At 67.5% G+C, this 25,440-nt stretch carries 17 protein-coding genes, 2 tRNA genes and 1 pseudogene; 12 read left to right on the top strand and 8 right to left on the bottom strand.

The window, feature by feature from the left end:
• The first annotated feature begins 3 nt into the window (after nucleotides 1–3).
• Nucleotides 4–687: an IspD/TarI family cytidylyltransferase gene (locus EL337_RS19225; protein ID WP_048632016.1), complete on the top strand. Its 684-nt coding sequence runs from the start codon at nucleotides 4–6 to the stop codon at nucleotides 685–687.
• On the opposite strand, the gene EL337_RS19220 is transcribed toward EL337_RS19225, so the two are convergent.
• The gene (locus EL337_RS19220; protein WP_048632017.1) at nucleotides 653–1,369 is read right to left on the bottom strand and encodes an IspD/TarI family cytidylyltransferase; all 717 of its coding nucleotides are present in this window, start codon (nucleotides 1,367–1,369) and stop codon (nucleotides 653–655) included. The two genes, EL337_RS19225 and EL337_RS19220, sit on opposite strands and share 35 nt — an antisense overlap.
• Nucleotides 1,370–1,485: 116 nt before the next feature.
• Between EL337_RS19220 and EL337_RS19215 the strand changes: the two genes are divergently transcribed.
• Entirely contained in the window at nucleotides 1,486–2,709 is a 1,224-nt protein-coding gene (locus tag EL337_RS19215) for a low temperature requirement protein A (RefSeq protein ID WP_048632018.1), read from the top strand.
• Nucleotides 2,710–2,718: 9 nt separating this feature from the next.
• Here the strand turns inward: EL337_RS19215 and EL337_RS19210 are convergent, their stop codons facing one another.
• Entirely contained in the window at nucleotides 2,719–3,975 is a 1,257-nt protein-coding gene (locus tag EL337_RS19210; protein WP_048632019.1) for an MFS transporter, read from the bottom strand.
• Between the two features lie 351 nt (nucleotides 3,976–4,326).
• Here EL337_RS19210 and EL337_RS19205 point away from each other — a divergent pair, with 351 nt between their 5' ends.
• The 6 genes and pseudogenes from EL337_RS19205 (at nucleotide 4,327) to EL337_RS19180 (ending at nucleotide 18,370) form a co-directional block, all read left to right on the top strand.
• Nucleotides 4,327–5,064, top strand: coding sequence for a MerR family transcriptional regulator (locus tag EL337_RS19205; protein ID WP_048632020.1), 738 nt, complete (start codon nucleotides 4,327–4,329; stop codon nucleotides 5,062–5,064).
• 89 nt (nucleotides 5,065–5,153) lie between these two features.
• Nucleotides 5,154–5,903: a DUF1906 domain-containing protein gene (locus EL337_RS19200; RefSeq protein ID WP_197724127.1), complete on the top strand. Its 750-nt coding sequence runs from the start codon at nucleotides 5,154–5,156 to the stop codon at nucleotides 5,901–5,903.
• Between the two features lie 519 nt (nucleotides 5,904–6,422).
• Nucleotides 6,423–15,680 (top strand): type I polyketide synthase, encoded by a 9,258-nt coding sequence (locus EL337_RS19195; RefSeq protein ID WP_048632021.1) that lies wholly within the window; start codon nucleotides 6,423–6,425, stop codon nucleotides 15,678–15,680.
• Nucleotides 15,681–15,702: 22 nt separating this feature from the next.
• Nucleotides 15,703–16,095: a holo-ACP synthase AcpS gene (gene acpS / locus EL337_RS19190; protein ID WP_197724126.1), complete on the top strand. Its 393-nt coding sequence runs from the start codon at nucleotides 15,703–15,705 to the stop codon at nucleotides 16,093–16,095.
• A 73-nt stretch (nucleotides 16,096–16,168) separates the two neighbouring features.
• Nucleotides 16,169–16,986 (top strand): annotated as a pseudogene (locus EL337_RS19185) (formate/nitrite transporter family protein).
• A 25-nt stretch (nucleotides 16,987–17,011) separates the two neighbouring features.
• A complete protein-coding gene (locus tag EL337_RS19180; RefSeq protein WP_048632023.1) occupies nucleotides 17,012–18,370 on the top strand; it encodes a dipeptidase in 1,359 nt (452 codons plus the stop codon).
• Here the strand turns inward: EL337_RS19180 and bcp are convergent.
• Nucleotides 18,347–18,820 (bottom strand): thioredoxin-dependent thiol peroxidase, encoded by a 474-nt coding sequence (bcp, locus tag EL337_RS19175; RefSeq protein WP_048632024.1) that lies wholly within the window; start codon nucleotides 18,818–18,820, stop codon nucleotides 18,347–18,349. The two genes, EL337_RS19180 and bcp, sit on opposite strands and share 24 nt — an antisense overlap.
• Before the next feature lie 146 nt (nucleotides 18,821–18,966).
• Here bcp and EL337_RS19170 point away from each other — a divergent pair, with 146 nt between their 5' ends.
• Both EL337_RS19170 and EL337_RS19165 read left to right on the top strand, forming a co-directional pair.
• Entirely contained in the window at nucleotides 18,967–19,194 is a 228-nt protein-coding gene (locus EL337_RS19170) for a DUF3618 domain-containing protein (protein ID WP_048632148.1), read from the top strand.
• Nucleotides 19,195–19,748: 554 nt separating this feature from the next.
• A complete protein-coding gene (locus tag EL337_RS19165; protein WP_048632025.1) occupies nucleotides 19,749–20,123 on the top strand; it encodes a hypothetical protein in 375 nt (124 codons plus the stop codon).
• A 24-nt stretch (nucleotides 20,124–20,147) separates the two neighbouring features.
• On the opposite strand, the gene EL337_RS19160 is transcribed toward EL337_RS19165, so the two are convergent.
• A complete protein-coding gene (locus EL337_RS19160) occupies nucleotides 20,148–20,405 on the bottom strand; it encodes a hypothetical protein (RefSeq protein ID WP_048632026.1) in 258 nt (85 codons plus the stop codon).
• Nucleotides 20,406–20,669: 264 nt separating this feature from the next.
• Nucleotides 20,670–20,745, bottom strand: a tRNA-Lys gene (locus EL337_RS19155).
• A gap of 154 nt (nucleotides 20,746–20,899) precedes the next feature.
• On the opposite strand from EL337_RS19155, the gene EL337_RS19150 reads away from it, so the two are divergent.
• Entirely contained in the window at nucleotides 20,900–22,120 is a 1,221-nt protein-coding gene (locus EL337_RS19150) for a L,D-transpeptidase (RefSeq protein WP_048632149.1), read from the top strand.
• A 65-nt stretch (nucleotides 22,121–22,185) separates the two neighbouring features.
• On the opposite strand, the gene EL337_RS19145 is transcribed toward EL337_RS19150, so the two are convergent.
• Together EL337_RS19145 and orn are read right to left on the bottom strand one after the other, a co-directional pair.
• Nucleotides 22,186–22,258: transfer RNA gene (locus EL337_RS19145), tRNA-His, on the bottom strand.
• A 28-nt stretch (nucleotides 22,259–22,286) separates the two neighbouring features.
• Nucleotides 22,287–22,922: an oligoribonuclease gene (gene orn, locus EL337_RS19140; protein ID WP_048632027.1), complete on the bottom strand. Its 636-nt coding sequence runs from the start codon at nucleotides 22,920–22,922 to the stop codon at nucleotides 22,287–22,289.
• A gap of 81 nt (nucleotides 22,923–23,003) precedes the next feature.
• On the opposite strand from orn, the gene EL337_RS19135 reads away from it, so the two are divergent.
• Nucleotides 23,004–24,599 (top strand): helicase HerA-like domain-containing protein, encoded by a 1,596-nt coding sequence (locus tag EL337_RS19135; RefSeq protein WP_048632028.1) that lies wholly within the window; start codon nucleotides 23,004–23,006, stop codon nucleotides 24,597–24,599.
• Between the two features lie 9 nt (nucleotides 24,600–24,608).
• Here the strand turns inward: EL337_RS19135 and cmrA are convergent, their stop codons facing one another.
• The gene (gene cmrA / locus EL337_RS19130; protein ID WP_048632029.1) at nucleotides 24,609–25,415 is read right to left on the bottom strand and encodes a mycolate reductase; all 807 of its coding nucleotides are present in this window, start codon (nucleotides 25,413–25,415) and stop codon (nucleotides 24,609–24,611) included.
• Nucleotides 25,416–25,440: the final 25 nt, after the last annotated feature.

Here is a 25,440-nt window from a genome sequence, read left to right as displayed (position 1 = left end):
GCCGTGACTGTGACGGCGATTCTGCCAGTTCCCGAGTCCTTCGCCCGACGTCGTGAGGCGGTGTTCGCGCCCGTGGCAGGGCAGTCGACGCTCGTGCGAATCGTCCGGACCCTGGCATCGGTCGGCGACGTCGTGGTCTGTACGGCCGGGTCTCTGGTCGATGAGGTCCGCAACGCCCTTGCGGCGCTGGAACTCTTGCCGGTGCGCGTGGTGGCTGCCGACGCGCCGGGGGAGCGTAAGCACTGCATCGACGCGGGATTACGCGCACTCGCCGACGGGCCCCGAGGGCACGTGCTGCTCCATGATCTCGCGTGGCCCCTCGTCGCCCCCGCGACCCTGGAGCGGGTGGCGGCGGAGCTGCGCGCAGGAGCCGTCGCCGTGTTGCCGATCTGCCCGGTCACCGACAGCATCAAGGCCGTCGACGCGCGGGGCGTGGTGACAGCGACGGTGGACCGTGCACAGTTGCGCACCGTGCAGTACCCGCGCGGCTTCGATGCTGCCCTACTGGCGCAGGTCATCTCGGGCACCGCCGCTGACGCCTGCGACGAAGTCGAAGCGGTGCTGTCCGGCGATGTGCCCGTCACTCTCGTCGAGGGCGACAACGACGCCATGAGCGTCGAGTTGCCGGCAGACGCGGGCTATCTGGCCGCGATCATCGCGGACCGGGGCGACCGGCCCGATCGCTGAGGAGCTGCTGGGCGACAGCGACATCCCGCGCATAGGTGACCTTGAAATTGCCCGTGCTGCCCGCGAATGCCCGCACCGCGACGTCGGTGTATCGCTCGATGCACGAGGACGTGTCGGTGCCTTCGAACCCGTCGCGTTCGGCGCAGCGGTAGGCGTGCAGCAGGTCACGGGCGCGGAACGCCTGCGGTGTCTGCACCCTGACCAGCGAGGCGTGGTGCCCGACAGCGGTGAGTCCCTCGGCGCCGACCGCGGCGAGGTCGCGGACGGCGAGTGCGGGGAGGGCGCCACCGTATTCACGGGCCAGCGCGATGGCCTCAGCGAACATGTCGGGCCCGGCCAGTGGACGGGCCGCGTCATGGATGGCAACCACATCCACGTCGCCCGCCTCGATGTCGGCGGCCAGATACCGGACCACATTGGTCTCCGACGCATGCCGGGTGTCCCCGCCCTCGATCAATTCCACTGCGGCGCCCCCGAGTTCGCGATCCACGGTGTCGCGGGCCAGAGCATATTCGCCCTGGCGGAACACCAGGATCGTCCGTGTCACGTCGGGGGAGCCGAGCAGTGTGTCGAGGGACCACGCCAGCATGCTGCGTCCGGCCAGCGGTAGGTAGGCCTTGTTGCCGTCGGCGCCCACCCTGGTGCCGAGGCCCGCGGCCAACACCACACCGACCGCGTTCATGTCCGCACCCTATCCCGGCGCTCGCGGGAGCTGCGACCATCCCGCGCGGCTACGCTCTGCCCGACGACGGAAAGGGTCTTCAGGTGAGTGAACTACCGCAGCGGCCGGCCGCTCACATGCATCGGATCCGGCAGATGGCCGGCCGGGACCCGCACGAACCGGGCCGGGCTGCCACGCCGCTGGAGTTGCTGTTCGATCTGACGTTCGTGGTCGCGTTCAGCGTCGCCGCGTCGGAGTTCGCGCATCTGCTCGCGGCCGGCCACGTGGCCGCCGGTTTGGCCGCCTTCTTCTTTGCGATGTTCGCGGTGTGCTGGGCCTGGATCAACTTCAGTTGGTTTGCGTCGGCCTATGACACCGACGACTGGGTCTACCGGCTGACCACCATGCTGCAGATGGTCGGCGTCCTGATTCTGGCGCTCGGGCTGCCGCAGATGTATGCCTCGATCGAGCACGGCGGGCATGTCGACAACACCGTGGTGGTGGCCGGGTACGTGGTGATGCGAATCGCGATGGTCACGCAGTGGCTGCGGGCCGCAGCCCAGGACCCACCTCGGCGCAAAGCGTGCCTGACATACGCCTTGTGGATCACGCTCGCCCAGATCGGCTGGATCGTGGCGATCTTCATCCACACCTCTGTGCCGGCCACGGCCGCGATCGTGGTGGGGCTCGTGCTCGTCGAGGTCGTGGGCCCTGTGATCGCGGAAAGAAAACTGGGCGGTACCCCATGGCATGCCCACCACATCGTGGAGCGGTACGGCCTGTTCACCATCATCGCGCTCGGCGAGGGGGTGGTCGGGACCGTCGCGTCGCTGACGGCGGTCGTGGGTCAGCAGGGTTGGTCGGTCGAGGCAGTGTTCGTCGCCGTCGCCGGCGCAGGTCTGACGTTCGGTATGTGGTGGACCTACTTCGCCCTACCCCAGGCCGACATCCTGCACGCTCGTCGTGAGCGGTCCTTCGGGTTCGGGTACCTGCACCTCGTGGTGTTCGCGTCGATCGTGGCGACCGGCGCTGGGCTGCACGTGGCGGCCTATTACATCGAGCACCATTCCGAGCTGTCGTCGGTGGCCACAGTGGCTACGGTGGTGATCCCGGTGGGCGTCTACATCCTGACGGTGCACGTCCTTTATTCACTGATGGCGCGAACGGTCGCGCGCCTGCATGTGCTGTTGCTGGTCCTCACCGCGGTACTTCTGGGCACCGCGCTGCTGCTGGCGGCCAACGGGCTGTCCATGGCGAACTGTCTGCTGGTGGTCACGTTGGCCCCTGTCGTATCCGTCGTCGGCCACGAACTGTTCGGGCATCGGCACGCGGCGGAGGTGATTGCCCGGTACAGTCGCTGAACCCGTCGGTCAGGTCTTGAATCCTTCCAGCAGGATCCTGTCGTCGCCCTCCCGCAGCAGCCTGCGCGCCTTGCTGCGCGTGATGAGGATGCCGACGACCGCGACGACCCACACGATGTACTGCAGCGCCCAGGCCACCCGGAACGACTCGAAAGAGATGCCGCCCGCGGCTTCCATAACCATTCCCATCGCCTGCATGAGCAGCAGTGACGCCAGGAAACCGCCCATGTTGACCATGCCCTGCGCCGTGCCGAGGGTGGCGCGGGGATTGAAAGTCCTGGCGAAGTCGAAACCGACCATCGACCCGGGGCCGCCGACCGAGATCACGATGATCAGCACGACCAGCAACCACAGCGGCGCCGGACCGCTCAGGGCCAGGACGACCGTCCAGACCAGGGCATTACTCGCGATGATCAGCAGGACCATCCGTGACCGGCGGTGCGGGTAGCGCCCGGTGACGAGTCCGATGAGGATGCCCGAGGCGATGGCGGTGGCGACCGACAGGGTCAGCAGGCCGCCGGCGATCCCGGGCGAGAGACCCTGAGCTTCCGTCAGGTACGGCAGTCCCCACATGAGCGCGAACACGGTGATCGAGAACTGAGTGCCCATGTGGGTGAAGAACCCCAATCGCGTGCCCGGACGCAACCACACCGTCTTGACGCTGTTCAGCGTCTCGCGGACCGTCATGGCCTGCGACGTGGCAGCCGTGCCGTCGGGAGTGTTCTTGACCAGGAGCAGGGACAGCACCATCGACAGCACTCCGAATGCCGCGGCAGAGGCATACGCGACCGACCAGCCCGACGCGGACAGCATGGCCAGGAACGGCAGCGCCGACAACACCTGGCCCAGCTGTCCGCAGATGCCGGTCAGCTGTGTCACCAGCGGAATGCGGCGCGGCGCGAACCAGTGGGGAACGAGACGCAGAACAGAGATGAAGGTGACGGCGTCGCCGAGGCCGACCACGGCGCGCGCCGCGATGGCTGTGGGCAGCGACTCGGTGAATGCCAATGCCAGCTGGCCCGACGCCATCAACCCGGCCCCGGCCACGATGAGCGCCCGGGACCCGTACCGGTCGAGCAATAGGCCGGCAGGTACCTGAGCGCCGGCGTACACGACTACCTGCAGAACGACGAACGTCGACAGCAGACTGGGGCCCGCGGCGAATCGATCGGCGGCGGCGAGGCCGGACACCCCGAGCGTGGTGCGATCGAGCACGGCGACGATGTAGGCGAGCAGCCCCGTCGCCCAGACGATCCAGGCACGCACGCGTGGACCCCTCACTTCACCGAGTTTGTCTTAATGTCCTGCTATCGAGAAGCAGTGCCACTCCATGGTCGCGCACCGAGGCTCGCCCACGCCAATCGACGTGAGGCGGGACACGCCGCAGGTGAACAGCGCAAGCAAGCGGAAGTTGGCTACAAATGCACGGGTGCGTCAGAAAAGCAGCGACGTGCTCATTATTTGCACTGGCAGAACCCTATTCCTACACCCATATTAGCTGTGAATTATGTAACGAAAAACTTCGCTCGAATTGCCCCGGATGCCGCTAGAGTGGACACATGTACCGCCCCGGCAACGGACCTGCCCGCTGCGCTGCGCGGGCGAAGCGGTGGTCGTGTGGCTGAGTATCGCCTGGAAGACCTCGCCCGGGCCTCTGGCATCAGCGCCCGCAACATCAGGGCCTACCGAGAGCGGGGGCTGCTGGACGCGCCCCGCCGGGTGGGCCGGACTGCGTTGTACGACGACTACCACCTGTCCCAGCTCAACACCATCAGTCAACTGCTGCGCAAGGGTTACAACTCGGCGCACATCGCGGAGTTCTTCGCGAGCATGCGCCAGGGCGCCGATCTGGCCGACATCCTCGGTTTGCAGAGGGCGGTGCTGGGCCCGGCGAAGGAGCCGCCGAACCACAGCACGGCCGTCGCGCTCGACCCGGATTGTGACGAGGTCCGCCAACTCGTCGAGTACGGAATGGCGGAGGTCGTGGGCGGCAGGGTGATGATGCTCGACAGTGCAGCCGCCGACATTCTCGACAGGTCGCCCGATCAGCTCTTGTACGTGCGTGCGCTGTTGCGGTTCGTCGAAGCAACCGAGAATTCGGTCGATGACCTCGCTCAGGCGTTCGTCGCCAGCCTCGTCGAGCTGTACCAGGCCCGCGTAGGGGCCGACTATCTGCCGAGGCCTGAGGAGATGGACGAGATCAAGCAGGTGGTGCAGGACTATCGCGCGCTGGGCGAGGCGGTCATCGCCGCCCGCTTCGACGAAGCGACTCGGCGCCACATGGTGGAGTCGGCGTCGGGCTACACCGCGGGCATCCTGCTCGGCGGCGAGTGGGAACCCAAACGCGGCGCGTGATCCAGCGCCGGCAGCCCCGGCAATTCTGGTACCGATGTGACCAGTGGCGTTGGCGTGATAACTGATGTTGTTGTCGTAGCCTGTGGCACGTGTCCCGCGCTCGTCAGACGTCGCGGCGATCCGTGCTCAAGTACGCCGCCGCCGCAACCCCTGCCGTCCTGGGATTGGGTGCTCTGTCCGCCGGTGTCGGACCAGCGGCGGTCACTGCGACGGCGTCCGCGGCTCCGCTCGGCATCCTGCTCGACTACGCCGCGGGCGTGCTCAGCGCCGCCGATCTGCGCGCCGCGGGCGCTCTCGGTGCCATCCGGTATGTGTCCGATCGGCGACCGGGCGGCGCCTGGATGCTCGGCAAGCCGATCGTGTTGGCCGAGGCGCGCGACCTCTATCAGGGCGGCATGAAGATCGTGTCCTGCTACCAGTTCGGCAAGGCCGACACCGCCGACTGGCTGGCGGGAGAGGCCGCCGGTATCCAGCATGCGCAGCGGGGCTGGCAGTTGCACATCGCTGCAGGCGGGCCGGTCGGCGCGCCGGTCTACGCGTCGATCGACGACGACCCCACTTTCGAGCAGTACACGCGGCAGGTGGCGCCGTACCTGCGTGGCTGGGAGCGGGTCCTCGGACATCAGCGTGTAGGGGTGTACGCGAACTCCAAGACGATCGAGTGGGCACTCCAGGACGGGCTCGGCTCCTATTTCTGGCAGCACAACTGGGGCTCGCCGGGGCGGGTGGCGCACCCCGCCGCCCACCTGCACCAGGTCGAGATCGACGCACGCACCGTGGCCGGTATCGGCGTCGACATCAACCACATTCTCAAGCCGGCGTTCGGGCAGTGGGACTGAGGGCCGGCCGGACTTACTGATCAGTAAGTTTCCCAGCAAACTCGTGTCCGGGAAGCGAACAGCTGACAAGACACATATTCCGATCTTGTCGCCTCTGCGGATTTCGGTGCGACGCGACTTGAGAACCAGATTTGTCAGATAACGATTGTGTAACAATACTGCTTTGAACTGCGCTTCTCATCTACTCGACCGTAACCACCCGCATGCAGGACGTTTGTCCCGGAAGGGTTAACGCGCCCGAGAACCGCACGTTATGCAGCGACGTGTTACCCGTGCGTAGAACTCGCCAGTAACCATTTGGGGCGGGAAACTTGTGCGGTCTCTTATGACACTCTTAGTACGGCTGGAGTGTCCGCCGCGGCTCTTCGCAGACGCCGAGTGCACGCGGGCGGACCAGCCGGATTCGACGCCGAATCGCATGGTCCCCGCAGGAGTGCAGGCCAGCACCCACGACAGCCCACGAAGAGCGATGACAGCGCGATGACAGCGCCACAGAAGAACTTGAGGAGAACACGCGACGTGACGATCAACGACCAGCACCGTGCGACCACCGGCTCCAACCGCCAGCAGGATCAGGATTTCGAACCCCTGACGGGAACGCACGCTCTCGTCGATCGTCTGCACGCCGGCGAGCCCTATGCGGTGGCCTTCGGCGGTCAGGGCGGCGCCTGGTTGGAGAACCTCGAGGAACTGGTGAACTCGGCCGGGATCGAGTCCGAGATCAGCCAGCTGGTCGCTGAGGCCGAACTGCTGCTCGAGCCGTTGGCACGCGAACTGGTCGTGGTGCGCCCGATCGGCTTCGAGCCGATGAAGTGGATCCGCGCACTCGCCGCCGACGAGCCGTTGCCTGCCGTCAAGGATCTCACCACCGCCGCCATCTCCGGCCCGGGCATCCTGTTGACCCAGATGGCCGCGCAGCGCGCCCTCAAGCGTCAGGGCCTCGATCTCGACGGCCATCCTCCCGTCGCCATCGCCGGTCATTCTCAGGGCGTCACCGCCGTGGAGTCGTTGAAGGCCCAGGGCACCAGGGACGTCGAACTGCTCGCCATCGGTCAGTTGATCGGGGCGGCCGGCTCGCTCGTCTCACGCCGCTGCGGCATGGTCGGCCGCGGCGACAAGGCGCCGATGGTGTCCGTCCTCAACGTCGATCCCGCCCGGATGGCAGAGCTGCTCGACGAGTTCGCCCAGGACGTGCGCACCGTGTTGCCGCCTGCGCTGTCGATCCGCAACGGTCGCCGCTCCGTGGTCATCACCGGCACCCCCGAGCAGCTGGCCCGCTTCGAGCTGTACTGCGAGAAGATCACCGAGAAGGAAGAGGCCGAGCGCAAGAACAAGACCCGCGGCGGCGCGATCTTCCGCCCGGTCTTCAACCAGCTCAACGTCGAGGTCGGGTTCCACACCCCCCGCCTGGCGGCGGGTGTGGACCTCGTGAACGAGTGGGCCGCCCGCACGGGCCTGGACCGTGACCTCACGCGCGAACTGGCCGAGACGATCTACGTCAAGCCGGTCGACTGGGTGGCCGAAGTCGAGGAACTGGCCGCCACCGGCGCCAAGTGGATCGTCGACCTCGGACCCAGTGACACCGTGACCCGGTTGACCGCGCCCGTGATCCGCGGCCTCGGCATCGGCATCGTGCCCGCCGCCACCCGCGCGGGCCAGCGCAGCCTGTTCACCGTCGGTGCCGCTCCCGCGGTGGCACCCGCCTGGTCCAGCTACGCGCCGCAGCCCATCTCGCTGCCCGACGGCTCGGTCAAGGCCTCCACGAAGTTCACCCGCCTCACCGGCCGCTCGCCGATCCTGCTCGCCGGCATGACGCCGACGACGGTGGACGCCAAGATCGTGGCTGCTGCGGCCAACGCCGGCCACTGGGCCGAGCTCGCCGGCGGCGGCCAGGTCACCGAGGAGATCTTCGACGGCCGCATACAAGAACTGGTCGAGCTCCTGGAGCCCGGCCGTGCAGTTCAGTTCAACTCGCTGTTTCTCGACCCCTACCTGTGGAAGCTGCAGGTCGGTGGCAAGCGCCTGGTGCAGAAGGCACGCCAGTCCGGCGCGCCGATCGACGGACTCGTCGTCACCGCGGGCATCCCCGATCTCGACGAGGCCGTGGACCTGATCGAGGAGCTGCACACCGTCGGCATCAGCCACGTCTGCTTCAAGCCCGGCACGATCGACCAGATCAAATCGGTCATCAAGATCGCCGCCGAGGTGCCCGACCGTGACGTCATCGTCCACATCGAGGGCGGCCGCGCAGGCGGACACCATTCGTGGGAGGACCTGGACGATCTGCTGCTGAGCACCTACGGCGAGCTGCGTAAGTACGCCAACGTCACCATCTGCGTCGGTGGCGGCATCGGTACTCCGGAGCGCGCCGCCGAGTACCTGTCCGGCGAGTGGGCCACGGCCTACGGGTTCCCCGAGATGCCGGTGGACGGCATCCTGGTGGGCACCGCGGCGATGGCCACGCTGGAGGCCACCACGTCACCGGCGGTCAAGCAGCTGCTGGTGGATACCACTGGCACCGACACCTGGGTCGGCGCGGGGAACGCCATCAACGGCATGGCGAGCGGCCGCAGCCAGCTGGGCGCCGACATCCACGAGATCGACAACGCCGCATCGCGGTGTGGCCGGCTGCTCGACGAGGTCGCCGGCGATGCCGACGCTGTTGCGGAGCGGCGCGCCGAGATCATCGCCGCGATGGCCGACACCGCCAAGCCGTACTTCGGCGACGTTGCCGACATGACCTACCTGCAGTGGCTGCAGCGCTACATCGAGCTCGCCATCGGCGATGGCGACAGCACCGCGGACACGGCCGCGCCGGGCAGCCCGTGGCTGGCCGACACCTGGCGTGAGCGCTTCGACGACATGCTCAGGCGCGCCGAGGCACGTCTGAACGAGCAGGACTTCGGGCCCATCGAATCCCTCTTCGCCGGCGCGGAGGGGCAGGCGCTGATGGAGCATCCGGACCAGGCCGTGGCCATGCTGGTGGCCCGCTACCCGGACGCCGAGACCGTGAAGCTGCATCCGGCCGACGTGCCGTTCTTCGTGACCCTGTGCAAGAAGCCGGGCAAGCCGGTGAACTTCGTCCCCGTCGTCGACAAGGACGTACGCCGCTGGTGGCGGAGTGACTCGCTGTGGCAGGCGCACGACGCCCGCTACACCGCCGATCAGGTGTGCATCATCCCCGGGACGCAGGCCGTCGCGGGTATCACCCGCGTCGACGAGCCGGTGGGTGAGCTGCTGGACCGCTTCGAGCAGGCGATCGTCGACCGCGTGCTCGCCTCCGGCGCCCAGCCGGCGTCGGTGGTGTCTCGCAGGCAGGCTCGCGCCGACGTCAGCGGCCCGCTGGCCGTCGTGCTCGATTCGCCCGACGTGCTGTGGGCCGGACGCACTGCCATCAACCCCGTGCATCGCATCGGCGAGCCCGGCGAGTGGCAGGTCAACGACGTCCCCGGCAAGCCCAGCGCGACGCATCCGAACACGGGCGCGCGCCTGGAGCTCGCCGCGGACAAGAGCGTGACGTTGAGCGTCCCGCTGTCCGACATCTGGATCGACATCCGCTTCACGCTGCCCTCGACCACCGTTGACGGCGGCATGCCGATCGTCACCGTCGAGGACGCCTCGAAGGCGATGCGGGCGGTACTCGCGATCGCCGCAGGAGTGGAAGGCCCGGAATCGCTTCCGACCGTTGACGGCAACGGTTCTGTCAGCGTCACCGTCGAATGGGATCCGGAGAAGGTCGCCGACCACACCGGGGTCACCGCGACGTTCGGCGCACCGCTGGCACCCGGTCTGACCCTGGTGCCCGACGCCCTGGTCGGCCTGTGCTGGCCCGCGGTGTTCTCGGCCATCGGTTCGGCGCTGACCGACGACGGCTTCCCCGTCATCGAAGGATTGCTGAGCCTGGTCCACCTCGACCACGCGGCGCACCTGCTGCAGTCGATGCCGGCGACCAAGTCCGATCTGACTGTTACCGCAACAGCTTTGGCCGCCGTCGACACCGAGGTGGGGCGCGTTGTCCCGGTCACCGTGACCATCACCGGGTCTGACGGTGCCGAGCTGGCGACGCTGGAGGAGCGCTTCGCGATCCGGGGTCGCACCGGCCCGGCCGAATTGGCCGATCCCGTGCGCGCCGGCGGAGCGATCACCGACAACGCCACCGACACGCCCCGGCGCAGGCGGCGCGACGTCGTCGTCACCGCACCCGTGGACATGAGCGCCTTCGCCGTGGTCTCGGGCGATCACAACCCGATCCACACCGATCGGGCGGCCGCGCTGCTTGCCGGCCTGAAAAAGCCCATCGTGCACGGCATGTGGCTCTCCGCCGCGGCCCAGCACGCCGTCACCGCGACGGACGGACGGGCCACCCCGCCGGCACGCCTGGTCGGCTGGACCTCCCGGTTCCTCGGGATGGTGCTGCCCGGCGACGAGATCGAGTTCCGTGTCGACCGCGTCGGAATCGACCGCGGCGCCGAGATCATAGAGGTGTCGGCGAAGGTCGGCGGCGAGCTCGTGATGGCCGCGACCGCCCAGCTGGCCGCCCCGAAGACCGTGTACGCATTCCCGGGCCAGGGCATCCAGTCCAAGGGCATGGGTATGGACGTGCGTGCCCGGTCGAAGGCCGCGCGCAAGGTGTGGGATTCGGCGGACAAGTTCACCCGCGAAACGCTGGGCTTCTCGGTGCTGCACGTCGTGCGCGACAACCCGACCAGCCTGATCGCCTCCGGCGTGCACTACCACCACCCCGAAGGCGTGCTGTACCTGACACAGTTCACCCAGGTCGCCATGGCGACCGTGGCCGCCGCCCAGGTCGCCGAGATGCGCGAGCAGGGTGCGTTCGTCGAGGGTGCCATCGCATGCGGCCACTCCGTCGGCGAGTACACCGCACTGGCGTGCGTCTCCGGCGTGTACCAGCTCGAGGCGCTGCTTGAGGTGGTCTTCCACCGCGGCTCGAAGATGCACGACATCGTGCCGCGTGACGCCCAGGGCCGGTCGAACTACCGGCTCGCCGCCATCCGCCCGTCGCAGATCGACCTCGACGACAACGACGTCACCGACTTCGTCGCCGAGATCGCCGAGCGCACAGGGGAATTCCTGCAGATCGTGAACTTCAACCTGCGCGGCTCGCAGTACGCGATCGCCGGCACGGTGCGCGGCCTCGAGGAATTGGAGGCCGAGGTCGAGCGGCGTCGCGAACTCAGCGGCGGCAAGCGCTCCTTCATCCTGGTGCCCGGCATCGACGTGCCGTTCCACTCGGAGGTGCTGCGGGTGGGTGTCGCCGACTTCCGCCGCTCGCTGGAGCGCGTCATGCCGACCGATGCCGATCCGGAGTTGTTGATCGGCAAGTACATCCCGAACCTGGTTCCGCGCCCGTTCACCCTCGACCGCGACTTCATCCAGGAGATCCGCGACCTGGTGCCTGCCGAGCCGCTGGACGAGATCCTCGCCGACTACGACACCTGGCGAAACGAGCGTCCGCGTGAGCTGATGCGCAAGGTCGTCATCGAGCTGCTGGCCTGGCAGTTCGCCAGCCCGGTGCGCTGGATCGAGACGCAGGACCTGCTGTTCATCGAGGAGGCCGCGGGTGGCCTCGGCATCGAGCGGTTCGTCGAGATCGGCGTGAAGTCGGCGCCGACCGTCGCGGGCCTGGCCACCAACACGCTCAAGCTGCCGGAGTACTCGCACAACACCACCGAGGTGCTCAACGCCGAGCGTGACGCCGCGGTGCTGTTCGCGACCGACACCGATCCCGAGCCCGAGGTCGATGAGGTCGTGGAGGATTCGGCGCCCGCCGCCGAAGCAGCACCGGCGGCCGCCGCGGCCCCCGCTGCTCCGGCCCCGGCTGCCGCACCCAGCGGCGGCCCTCGTCCGGACGACCTCACCTTCGACGCTGCTGATGCGACGACCGCGCTGATCGCGCTGTCGGCCAAGATCCGCATCGACCAGATCGAGGCGTTGGACTCCATCGAGTCGATCACCGATGGCGCCTCGTCGCGCCGCAACCAGATGTTGGTGGACCTCGGGTCCGAGCTGAACCTCGGTGCCATCGACGGTGCCGCCGAGGCGGATCTGGCCGGGCTGAAGGGGCAGGTCACCAAGCTGGCCCGCACCTATAAGCCGTTCGGTCCGGTGCTGTCCGACGCAATCAACGACCAGCTGCGCACGGTCTTCGGACCGTCAGGTAAGAGGCCGGCCTACATCGCCGAGCGGGTCAAGAAGACCTGGGAACTCGGCGACGGCTGGGTCAAGCACGCGACCGTCGAGGTGGCCCTGGGCACCCGTGAGGGAACCAGCGTCCGCGGCGGAGCGCTGGGTGGGCTGCACGACGGCGCCCTGGCCGACGCCGCCAGCGTCGACAAGGCGATCGACGCCGCGGTCGCCGCCGTCGGCGCGCGCCGTGGTGTGCCGGTCTCGATGCCGTCCGCCGCCGGTGGTGGTGGCGGTGTGGTGGACTCGGCCGCACTCGGTGAATTCGCCGAGAAGGTCACGGGCCCTGATGGTGTGCTCGCCAACGCCGCCCGCACGATCCTGGATCAGCTCGGCCTGAGCCGCCCCGTCACCACGCCGGAGCCGTCGGCGGACGCGGAGCTCATCGACCTGGTCACCGCCGAACTCGGGTCGGACTGGCCGCGTCTGGTGGCACCGTCCTTCGACGGGCGCAAGGCCGTGCTGTTCGACGACCGGTGGGCCAGTGCGCGTGAGGATCTGGTCAAGATCTGGCTGATGGACGAAGGCGACATCGAGGCCGACTGGCCGCGCCTGTCGGAGCGGTTCGAGGGAACCGGTCACGTCGTCGGTACGCAGGCGACCTACTGGCAGGGCAAGGCGCTGGCCGCTGGCCGCACCGTGCACGCCTCCCTCTACGCCCGCGCCGCAGCGGGTGCGGAGAACCCGGGCACGGGTCGCTACAGCGAGGAAGTCGCTGTGGTGACGGGCGCGTCGAAGGGCTCGATCGCCGCCTCGGTGGTGGCTCAGCTGCTCGACGGGGGCGCCACCGTAGTGGCGACCACCTCCAAGCTCGACGACAGCAGGCTCGGCTTCTATCGGCAGCTCTACCGCGACAACGCGCGCTTCGGTGCGCAGCTGTGGGTGCTGCCGGCGAACATGGCGTCCTACAACGACATCGACGCATTGGTCGAGTGGGTCGGCACGGAGCAGACCGAGAGCCTCGGGCCGAAGTCGATCCACCTCAAGGATGCGCTGACTCCTACGTTGCTGTTCCCGTTCGCCGCGCCACGGGTGGGCGGAGACCTGTCCGAGGCCGGATCCCGCTCCGAGATGGAGATGAAGGTTCTGCTGTGGGCCGTGCAGCGGCTCATCGGCGGGTTGTCGCACATCAGCGCCGACCGCGACATCGCGGCACGCCTGCACGTCGTGCTGCCCGGTTCACCGAACCGCGGCATGTTCGGTGGCGACGGCGCCTACGGCGAGTCGAAGGCCGCGCTGGACGCGGTGGTGTCCCGCTGGAAGGCGGAGACGTCGTGGGCGCAGCGCGTCAGCCTGGCGCATGCGCTGATCGGATGGACCCGCGGCACCGGCCTGATGGGCCACAACGACGTCATCGTCGATGCGGTCGAAGAAGCCGGGGTCACCACCTACTCCACCGAGCAGATGGCGGCCATGCTGCTGGATCTGTGCGACGTCGAGACCAAGGTGGCGGCGGCCCGCGAGCCCGTGCAGGCTGATCTGACCGGCGGTCTGGCGGAGGCCAATCTGGATCTGTCCGAGCTCGCCGCCAAGGCGCGTGAGAACGCGGCTGCACCGGTTGACGAGGTCGAGGACGAGGAGACCGCCGACCACACGATCGCCGCGCTGCCGTCCCCGCCGCGCCCGGCGACCCCGGCGCCTGCACCGGAGTGGGCCGACCTCGACGTCGACCCCGCCGATCTGGTCGTCATCGTCGGCGGTGCGGAACTGGGCCCCTACGGCTCGTCGCGCACCCGATTCGAGATGGAGGTCGACAATGAACTGTCGGCGGCCGGAGTGCTCGAGCTCGCCTGGACCACAGGTCTGATCAAGTGGGAAGACGACCCGCAACCGGGTTGGTACGACACCGAATCCGGTGACCTGGTCCAGGAGGCGGACTTGGTCGAGAAGTACCACGACGTGGTCGTCGAACGCGTGGGCATCCGCGAGTTCGTCGGCGACGCGGCCATCGATCCGGATCATTCGGCGCCGCTGCTGGTGTCGGTGTTCCTGGACAAGGACTTCTCCTTCGTGGTGTCGTCCGAGGCCGATGCGCGGGCGTTCGTCGAGTTCGATCCGGAGCACACGGTCATCAGCCCGGTGCCCGACAGCGCCGACTGGACCGTTACCCGCAAGGCCGGCACGGAGATTCGCGTGCCGCGCAAGTCCAAGCTGTCCCGCACGGTCGGAGCGCAGATCCCGACCGGATTCGATCCGCAGGTCTGGGGCATCACCCCGGACATGGCGAACTCGATCGACCGGGTGGCGCTGTGGAACCTCGTCGCCACCGTCGATGCATTCCTGTCCGCCGGGTTCTCGCCGACGGAGCTGATGCGGTGGGTGCACCCCAGCCTGGTCGCCAGCACGCAGGGCACCGGTATGGGCGGACTGACCTCGATGCAGACGATGTTCCACGGGAACCTGCTCGACAAGAACAAGCCGAACGACATCCTGCAGGAAACTCTGCCGAATGTTGTTGCCGCGCACGTGATTCAGAGCTACGTGGGCAGCTACGGATCGATGATCCACCCGGTCGGGGCGTGCGCGACAGCGGCGGTCTCGCTCGAGGAGGGCCTCGACAAGATCAGGCTGGGCAAGGCCGAGCTCGTCGTCACCGGTGGCTATGACGATCTGACGCTGGAAGCCGTCATCGGCTTCGGCGACATGTCCGCTACGGCCGACACCGAGGTGATGCGGGCGAAGGGCATTAGCGATGCCCGGTTCTCGCGCGCCAACGACCGGCGCAGGCTGGGCTTCGTCGAGGCGCAGGGCGGCGGCACGATCCTGCTGGCCCGCGGTGATCTGGCGCTCCGCATGGGCCTGCCTGTGCTGGCCGTGGTTGCCTACGCGCAGTCCTACGGCGACGGGGTGCACACCTCGATCCCCGCGCCCGGTCTCGGTGCCCTTGGTGCAGGCCGCGGGGGCCGGGAGTCGGTGTTGGCCAAGTCGCTGAACAAGCTGGGGGTCGGTGCCGACGACATCGCCGTGATCTCCAAGCACGACACGTCGACACTGGCCAACGATCCCAACGAGCAGGAGCTGCACGAGCGGCTGGCCGACTCGCTGGGCCGTTCCGACGGAGCGCCGCTGTTCATCGTCAGCCAGAAGAGCCTCACCGGGCATGCCAAGGGCGGTGCGGCGGTCTTCCAGACCATGGGTCTGTGCCAGATCCTGCGCGACGGCGTCATTCCGCCGAACCGCAGCCTGGACTGTGTCGACGAGGAACTGGCGACGTCGGCCCACTTCGTGTGGCCGCGGGAGACGCTGAGGATGGGTGACAAGTACCCGCTGAAGGCGGGTCTGGTCACCAGCCTGGGATTCGGCCACGTGTCGGGTCTGATCGCCCTGGTTCACCCGCAGGCGTTCATGGCGGCGCTGAGTCCCGAGCAGCGTGAGACCTACGCGGCTCAGGCCCAGGAGCGCAGCCTGGCCGGGCAGCGCAGGCTGGCGTCGGCGATCGCCGGCGGGCGGCCGATGTACGAGCGGCCCGACGGGCGTCGCTTCGACCAGGAGCACCCCGAGAAGGTGCAGGAGGCGGCCATGCTGCTCGATGCATCGTCGCGACTCGGCGAGGACGGCGCGTATCAGCGTTGAGCAGTGAGATAGCGTGCTGCCCGTGGGCATAGTCGGGATAGGCATCGACCTCGTATCCATTCCCGAATTCGCCGAACAGGTGGACCGGCCGGGCACGGTGTTCGCCGAGACTTTCACTCCCGGTGAGCGGCGCGACGCCGCCGACAAGAGTTCGTCGGCGGCGCGCCATCTCGCGGCCCGGTGGGCGGCCAAGGAAGCGGTGATCAAGGCCTGGTCCGGTTCGCGGTTCTCCAAGCGGCCGGTGCTGCCGGAGGCCATCCACCGGGACATCGAGGTCGTCACCGACATGTGGGGGCGGCCTCGGGTCCGGCTCTCCGGCGCGGTGGCCGAGCACCTCAAAGAGGTGACGATCCACCTCTCGCTCACGCATGAGGCCGACATCGCCGCGGCTGTGGCCGTGCTCGAAGAGCGCTGACCCGCCTGGTTGGTGGCCTGACGCCCCGGGTAACCCGGGCTGATGCCGGGGGCTGCACCAGGAGGACATGACCGTGCCGGAGACCAGCCAGCGCCAACTCGGCGACTCTGACAGTCCCATCGAGGACGCCCTTGAGCACGCTTTCACGAGGATGGTCGACGAAGGCAGTCAACGGCTTCACCGCAGCTGGCGCGAGGTGCTCGTCACCGGATTCTTCGGCGGCACCGACATTGCGGTGGGGGTGCTGGCCTACCTGGCGGTCCTGAACGCCACGGATCAGCCGCTGCTTGCGGTGTGGCGTTCTCGGTCGGATTTCTGGCCTTGCTCCTCGGGCGCAGTGAGCTGTTCACCGAGGGCTTCCTGGTGCCCGTCACCACAGTTGTGGCCAAGCGGGCCAGCGTTGCCCAGCTGCTGAAGCTGTGGAGCGGCACGCTGGTCGCCAACCTGGCCGGCGGCTGGGTGCTCATGTGGTTGATCATGACGGCGTTGCCGCGGCTGCACGAACAGACTGTGGAGTCGGCCATGCACTACGCGACCGCGCCTTTGTCGCTCGAGACCGTGGCCCTGTCGCTGCTCGGCGGGATGGTGATCACGCTGATGACGCGGATGCAGCACGGCACCGACTCGGTCCCCGGCAAGATCGCGGCCGCCATGGCGGGGGCATTGCTGCTGGCGGGTCTGCAATTGTTTGATTCGATATTGGACTCGCTGCTGATCTTCGGTGCCCTCATCACCGGCGACGCACCGTTCGGATATCTCGACTGGCTCAGCTGGTTCGGATACACCGCCGTCGGCAACGTCGTCGGCGGATTGCTTCTGGTGACGCTGCTGCGGCTGGTACGCAGCAAGGATCGGCTACAGGAAGAGCGCCGCGATGCCGAGTCCGCCTGAGATCGACGGCAACTAGCCTGTCTGCATGAGCGATCTCCTACAACGCGTCCGCGACGTCCTGCCCTCGGTGCGTGCCGACCTCGAGGACCTGGTGCGTATCGAGTCCGTCTGGGCGGACCCCGCCCGGCGACCCGAGGTGCAGCGTTCCGCTGAAGCGGTATCGAAGTTGTTGTCCGACGCGGGATTCGGGGACGTGCGAATCGTCGCTGAGGGCGGCGCGCCGGCTGTCATCGCGCATCACCCCGCGCCCGAGGGTGCGCCCACGGTGCTCCTGTACGCCCATCACGACGTGCAACCCGAGGGCGACCCGGAGCAGTGGGAGACTGCGCCCTTCGAACCCACCGAGCGTGACGGCCGCCTCTACGGCCGCGGCACCGCTGACGACAAGGCGGGGATTGCGACGCATCTGGCGGCGTTCCGCGCTCATGACGGCAACCCGCCGGTCGGAGTGACCGTGTTCGTCGAGGGGGAGGAGGAGTCCGGTTCGCCTTCGCTGTCGCGGCTGCTGGCCGCTCATCGCGACGCGCTGGCCGCCGACGTGATCGTCATCGCGGACTCCGACAACTGGAGCACGGACATTCCGTCGTTGACCGTGTCGTTGCGCGGCCTGGCGGACTGTGTGGTCGAGGTCGCCACGCTCGATCACGGCCTGCACTCCGGGATGTGGGGAGGCGTGGTGCCCGACGCGCTGACCGTGCTGGTGCGTCTGCTGGCCAGCCTCCACGACGACGAGGGCAACGTGGCGGTCGACGGTCTGCACGAGCCGGACGCTGCCGACCGCGAGTTCCCCGAGTACACCCCTGAACGGGTTCGCGCCGACACCGGCCTGCTCGACGGCGTGCGCGAGATCGGCTCGGGCTCAGTCGCACAACGGCTCTGGGCCAAGCCCGCGGTCACGGTCATCGGCATCGACACCACGCCCATCGTGCGCTCGTCCAACACTCTGATTCCGCGGGCGCGCGCCAAGATCAGCATGCGCGTGGCACCCGGTGGCGACGCGGCGACGCACCTGGCCGCGCTGACGAGGCACCTGCAGAGCCGCGCTCCGTGGGGTGCCGACGTGACGGTGAGCCCTGGCGACCTCGGGGAGCCCTACGCGATCGACGCGACGGGCCCGGTCTACGACGCGGCGAGGCAGGCCTTCCGCGAGGCGTGGGGCCACGATGCCGTGGATACCGGTGTGGGCGGATCGATTCCGTTCATCGCAGAGTTCGCCGCGGCGTTCCCCGATGCCAAGATTCTGGTGACCGGGGTCGAGGACCCGGACACTCAGGCGCACAGCATCAACGAAAGTCTGCACCTGGGTGTACTGGAACGCGCCGCGACGGCGGAGGCGTTACTGCTGGCCCGGCTGGGTTCGTCAGACGGACAGGTCGCGCCGTAGCTTGGCGACGTGTCCGGTGGCGCGAATGTTGTACTGCGCCAGGGCGATCTTGCCCTTTTCGTCGACGACGAAGGTCGACCGGATGACGCCGTTGACGGTTTTGCCGTACATGGTCTTCTCGCCGTAGGCGCCCCATGCTTCGAGGACCTTGCGGTCGGGATCGGACAGCAGCGGGAAGGTCAGGTGCTCGGCGTCGCGGAACTTCGCGAGCTTCTCCGGCTTGTCGGGGGAGATGCCGACGACGTCGAGGCCCGCATCGCCGAGCTCGGCGAGATTGTCCCGGAAGTCGCACGCTTCCTTGGTGCAGCCTGGAGTGGACGCGGCCGGGTAGAAGTACACGATGACCTTGCGGCCCTTGAAGTCGGCGAGCGTGACGGTGTTGCCGTCGGCGTCGGGAAGGCTGAACGCCGGCGCTGTATCGCCGACCTCGAGTCGGGGGGTTTGCGGCATGAGTTTGGTGTCCCTCCGGGCGGTCCCTGATGAGTGCGGTTCGTTCGGTCGACCGGGGCACTGCGGTCTGCTCCGGCTCAACTAGGGTAGATCGACAAGAACTGTTGATCGGGGCGCGGTCGGCGCGGAAGGCAATGGAGGCAGATGTGACGGACCGTGATCCCGACACCATCAAGAGCGAGATCGATCAGGCGCGCGAGCAGCTTGCCGTCACTGTCGATTCGCTTGCAGCCCGGGCGAACCCCCGTCGGGTCGCCGACGATCTCAAAGCAGGCGCCATTCGCTTCGTCACGAAGCCCCCGGTGGCCATCTCGCTGGCCGGTGTCGGCGTGCTCCTGGTGGTACTGACCGTGCGGCGTATCCGGCAGGCCTGAGGGCTCAGCTCGCGCGTTTGCGGGTGGAGCGGAACCACCCGGAGAGCGAGAAGCCGGGCGGGTTGGCCACCCGACCGATCCGGCTGCAGCTATGCACCGCCAACGGTCGTTGCGTAGCTACGTTCAGTGCTGAATCCTCGCCATCGGCACCGGTCGATGCCGAATCACCCGGGCTCAACATCAGCAAATTCCTCGATTCGTTCCATTCAGCCTCGCGCCGCGCGTTCGCGAGGTGCTCCAGCTAACTGCACCATAACATCGACGACGTTCTTTGCCCAGCACAACTGACGTTGACTTTGAGATCCAGCTTGTGTCCGTTACCGCCAGTCCGGGTGCACAACCACGTGCCGCGTTACGAACGTGTGACATCTAGCACATGCGATGCGCCAGGCAGGTCGCAACACGTCAATTATTTCCACTCCCGGAACGGGCCACATCGGCCGCCAACAGGCAAATGGCGCCGGCGGGTACGGAGGCAGGGGGCGCCGGTGGGGTGATCCGGCGTCCTTTACGCTGTCGCTGACCTCGACGAGCACTACGAAGGAGATGCGCCGATGGCGTGGTTTCTCGCCCTACAGGGCCCGGCGCAACCAAGCCATCAGGCGTCGGTCTATGAGCTGCAGGACACGACCGACGTGGACAACCTCGCCGCGGAACTGGCCAGTGCCGTGACGCTGGACCGGGTGGTGGCCATCCCGGCGATGCTGCCGCAGAACACCCGCAAGCGCCAGAAGGTGACGCTGTACGTCCGGCCTGCGGCGTGGGGTATGTGGACGTTCTACGAGCTCAGCGAGGACGACCGCCGCCAGCTGATGAAGGACAACCCACTGGTGCAGGCGATTCAGCAACATCAGCGCGAGCACACCGGTATGCCCGGACAAGCGAATCCGCTTCTGGGACAACCCGGCCCGGGTGGCCAGCGCCGCTGACCGACCGCCGGCGCGCAGTGCCGGCTAGCCCTGTGTGTCGCTGTTGAACAGGTACCAGAGGCCGTCGTCACCCGCACGGCAGATGAAGTACGGGTACTGGGCGTCCTCTTCCGGATTGGCCAACGCGATGTTCGGCCCATCCGCCTGGCACGCTTCCTGTGAGTCCCAGGACAACGGCACTCCGTTGGCGTCGACCACTCGGACTTCCTCGGCGTGAGCGACCCCGGCCGAGGCCATCACGGCCAGCGTGCAGGTTCCGGCGACGAGCAGTTGCTTCATCATGATGTTCCCCTGGGGGTGTGTAGGTCCGGCGTCCCCCGACGATGAACCCGCTGCTCACCGGCGCCGAGCAAAACTGTAAGCCGCGATCACGAGCAGTTGGGGGCTTTGAGCAAATATTGACGCCGACTTCAAACTGGGTCGACAGCTCAAGGTGAGGCCCGGCGGATCAGTCCCAGCGGTTCAGAAGAAGTCCGTTGACACCCGCAGCGGCGTGCAGCAAACACCCTGAAACGACAAAAACCCCGCCTGAGCAGGGTATTTGTGTGGTGCGCCGTCAGGGTTTCGAACCCCGGACCCGCTGATTAAGAGTCAGCTGCTCTACCAACTGAGCTAACGGCGCGCGTGTGAGACAATAACAGGCCCGCGGCGCAGGATGAAAATCGCTCGCGCGGATCCGGTGCTGACGTCGAGGTCGCGCCTCCATATCAAAACTGACCGTAGAATCGTCGTCGATGTCTGTGGGCGAAAGCCCTGTATGTGAGGTGGAGCGGAGTATGAGGCAGGTCAACACGGTGACCCGTGCGCGACGTAGACGATCCTGGGTGGTCGCCGCAGCGCTGGTTCCCGCGCTTGTACTGGGCCTGGCCGCCTGTGGCGGAAATTCCGAAACCACTCAGCAGCAGGTGATCACGGACAAGGGCACCCCATTCGGTGACCTTCTGGTGCCGAAGCTCACCGCCTCCGTCGAGGACGGCGCCGTCGGCGTCAGCGTCGAGTCCCCGGTGACCGTCAGCGCCGATTACGGCGTGCTCGGTTCGGTGACAATGGTCGACGAGAACGGTGAGCCGGTAGCGGGGCAGCTGTCAGAGGACGGGCTGACGTGGGAGACCGCCGAGCAGCTCGGCTACAACGAGCGGTACACGCTGACGGCGCAGTCGCTGGGTCTCGGCGGCGTCGCCAGCCGGCAGATGTCGTTCGAGACGCATTCGCCGGAGAACCTCACGATGCCGTACGTGATGCCCAACGACGGCGAGGTCGTCGGTGTCGGGCAGCCGGTGGCCATCCAGTTCGACGAGAACATCCCGAACCGGCTCGCCGCGCAGCGCGCCATCACCGTCAAGACCGAACCGCCCGTCGAGGGCGCCTTCTACTGGCTCAGTAACCGTGAAGTCCGTTGGCGCCCGGCTGAATACTGGAAGCCGGGTACCAAGGTCGAGGTTGCGGTCAACGCCTACGGCGTGGATCTCGGGGATGGTCTGTTCGGCCAGGACAACGTCGAGACCACGTTCACCATCGGCGACGAGGTGATTACGAGTGTCGACGACAGCACAAAGACGTTGACGGTGCGCCGCAACGGCGAGGTCGTCAAGACCATGCCGGTGTCGATGGGGAAGAACAGCACCCCCACCAACAACGGTGTGTACATCGTCGGTGACCGCCGGTCGCACATGGTGATGGACTCGTCGACGTATGGCGTACCGGTGAATTCGGCCAGCGGCTACCGCACCGAGGTGGACTGGGCCACCCAGATCTCCTACAGCGGCATCTACGTGCACGCCGCGCCGTGGTCGGTGGGCAGCCAGGGTGAGAGCAACGTCAGCCACGGGTGCATCAACGTGAGCACCAGCAACGGGCAGTGGTTCTACAACAACTCCAAGCGCGGCGACATCGTCGAGATCGTGAACACCGTCGGCTCGCCGCTGCCGGGTACCGACGGCCTCGGCGACTGGAACATCCCGTGGGAGCAGTGGAAGTCGGGCAACGCCAACGTCTGAGGGCTCTACCCCTTGTGATCAACGAGAAACGCCGCCTACCGGAGTAGGCGGCGTTTCCGCTATCGGGTGGCTGACGGGACTCGAACCCGCGACAGCCAGGATCACAACCTGGTGCTCTACCAACTGAACTACAGCCACCATTGCCGCTCGCGCGGCGTCGTCGATACTAGCCGCTCGGAGCCTCTCGAGCCGAATCGTCGCCCGAAGTCGGCCCCAGACCGGCCGCGACCGCGGCAATGTCGCTGGTCGACGGCCCTGGCGGGTCCACGAACGCCGTCTGCCGGTAGTAGCGGAGTTCGCGGATGGACTCGTGGATATCGGCCAGGGCGCGATGCGCCAGGCCCTTTTCCGGCTGCCCGAAGTAGATCCGCGGGTACCAGCGACGGCACAGCTCCTTGATCGAGCTGACGTCGATCATGCGGTAGTGCAGGTAGTCGTCCAGCTTGGGCATGTCGCGCGCGATGAAGCCCCGGTCGGTGGCGATGGAGTTGCCGGCCAGCGGCGCCGTCTTGGCCTGCTTGACGTGATCACGGATATACGTCAGCACCATGTCCTCGGCGGTGGCGAGGTCGACCGTCGAGGCGCGCACCTCGTCGATCAGACCGGATTTGGTGTGCATCTGCGTCACCACATCGACCATCGAGGTCAGCGCGTTCTCCTCGGCGTGGATGACGACGTCGAGGCCGTCACCCAGGATGTTCAGCTCGGAGTCGGTGACCAGGACCGCGATCTCGATGAGCCGATCATTCTTGAGATCCAGGCCTGTCATTTCGCAGTCGATCCACACCAGTTCGTCTCGCACAGCGCTCAACAGTAAGCCCCTGCGCCTCAGTCGGCTTCCCGCACCCGCCAATCACCGCCCTGGTTCAGTAGGGTGCAGCGCATGACCATGGAGTCATCGCAGACCCAGGCGTCGCAGATCGCCGCAGGTTATGCCGTCGAAGGCGACGCGCTGGAACTGGGCACCGTCATCGTCGGCGGCACGTGCGATCCCACTGCGCGGGTCCGTATCCCGCTGGCCACCCTGAACCGGCACGGCTTGGTGGCCGGGGCCACCGGGACCGGCAAGACGAAATCGCTGCAGGTCGTCGCCGAGCAGCTGTCCACCGCGGGCGTGCCGGTGGTGATGGCCGACGTCAAGGGTGACCTGTCCGGACTGTCGCGACCCGGCGAGGCCAACGACAAGGTGGCGCAGCGGGCCGCCGACACCGGCGACGACTGGGTGCCCACGGCGTACCCGGTGGAGTTCCTGTCGCTGGGGACGAAAGGCCTCGGGGTGCCGGTGCGCGCGACGATCACCAGCTTCGGGCCGATCCTGCTGTCGAAGGTGCTGGGGCTCAACCAGACTCAAGAGTCGACACTGGGACTGATCTTCCACTGGGCCGATCAGCAGGGCCTGCCGCTGCTGGATCTGAAGGACCTGCGCTCGGTCATCCAGTTCCTGACCAGCGACGAGGGCAAGCCGCAACTGAAGGCGCTGGGCGCCGTCTCCACGACGACGGCAGGGGTGATCCTGCGGGCGCTGGTCAACCTGGAGGCCGACGGTGGCGACACGTTCTTCGGTGAGCCCGAGCTCGAACCCGGTGACCTGTTACGCGTCGACGCCTCCGGCCGGGGCGTGATCACGCTCATGGAACTGGGCGACCAGGCGGCGCGCCCGGTGATGTTCTCCACCTTCCTCATGTGGATCCTCGCCGACCTGTTCACGACGCTGCCCGAGGTCGGCGACGTCGACAAACCCAAGCTGGTGTTCGTCTTCGACGAGGCACATCTGCTGTTCGCCGACGCCTCGAAGGCGTTCCTGGAGCAAGTGGCGCAGACGGTCAAGCTGATCCGCTCCAAGGGTGTGGGCGTGCTGTTCTGTACGCAGCTGCCCACCGATATCCCCAAAGACGTGCTCAGCCAGCTCGGTGCGCGCATTCAACACGCGCTCCGAGCCTTCACCCCCGACGACCAGAAGGCGCTGACGAAGACGGTGCGCACCTATCCCAAAACCCAGGTCTACGACCTGGAGTCGGCGTTGACGTCGCTGGGCACCGGGGAGGCGATCGTCACCGTGCTGTCGGAGCACGGGGCGCCGACGCCCGTCGCCTGGACCCGGATGCGCGCCCCGCGCTCTCTGATGGACACCATCGGCGGAGAGGCGATCGTCGCCGCGGCGAAGACCAGCCCGCTGCAGGCCGAGTACGGCCAGACCGTCGACCGCGAGTCGGCCTACGAACGGCTCGCGGCCAGAATGGCGCCACCGCCGCCGGTGGTGCCGGCTCCGGCGCCGCAGACCTTCCCGCCGTTCGACATCCCGCCGCCGTTCGACGTGCCGCCGATGCCCGCGCCGGTGGAGCACGTCGAACCGGGGCTTCTGGACAAGATGATGGACAACCCGGCCTTCAAGAGCGCGATGCGCTCGGCGGGCACCGTGATCGGCCGCGAGATCACCCGCAGCATTTTCGGCACCGGTCGCCGCAGGCGCAGGCGCTGACGCGAAACGCTAGTCGCCGCCGAGCTTCTTGTAGACCGCGCCGACGATCGGGCTGACGATCGCGCGCGGCGCGTAGCCACTGGCCGCCGACATCGCCTTGGACGTGACTCCGGGCACCACGCGCATCTTGTTGCGCTCCAAACCGTCCAGCGACACCTTGGCGGTGTACTCGGTGGAGATCCAGAGGAAGTCGGGGATCAGCCGCTCCACCAGAGACTGTTCGTGCGCGTCGGGCAGGGTTTCGCGGACGGGCCCGGGTGCCAGCACGGTGACGTGCACGCCGGCTGACTTCACCTCGCCGCGCAGGGATTCGCTGAACGTGTTGGCGAATGCCTTGGTGGCGGCGTACGTCGCGTTGTTGGGGATGGGGGAGTTACCTGCCGCGGAACCGGAGATCAGGATGCCGCCCGCCCGGCGTCGGACCATGCCGGGGAGCACGGCCAGTACGAGGTCGTGCACTCCGAGGACGTTGAGCTGCACCTGCTTCCGCTCCTCGGCGGGATCCAGTGCGGCCACCGGGCCGAACGTCGCGGTACCTGCGTTGGCGCACAGGATGGAGATGTCGCGGCCGGCCAGCTCATCGCAGAACGTCGCCCGCGCGGCGGGGTCGGCGAGGTCGACCGCGCGGACCTCTACCGTCACCCCGTACTGTTCGCGCAGCCGGTTGGCCAGTGCTTCGAGCACCTCCTCGCGGCGGGCGGTGATGATCAGATTGTGGCCGCGGCGGGCGAGCTCGATGGCCAGCGCCTCGCCGATGTTCTGTGAAGCGCCGGTGACGACCGCACGGCCGTCCGCACTGGGAGCGGGTACTGGCATGGGCCGGACTATATCGTGGGCGTCC

Origin of the sequence: Mycolicibacterium aurum (assembly GCF_900637195.1) — a bacterium.
GTDB classification, from domain to species: domain Bacteria; phylum Actinomycetota; class Actinomycetes; order Mycobacteriales; family Mycobacteriaceae; genus Mycobacterium; species Mycobacterium aurum.
The sequence above is the reverse complement of the archived record's forward strand: the minus strand, read 5'-3'. Positions and strand labels throughout refer to the sequence as shown.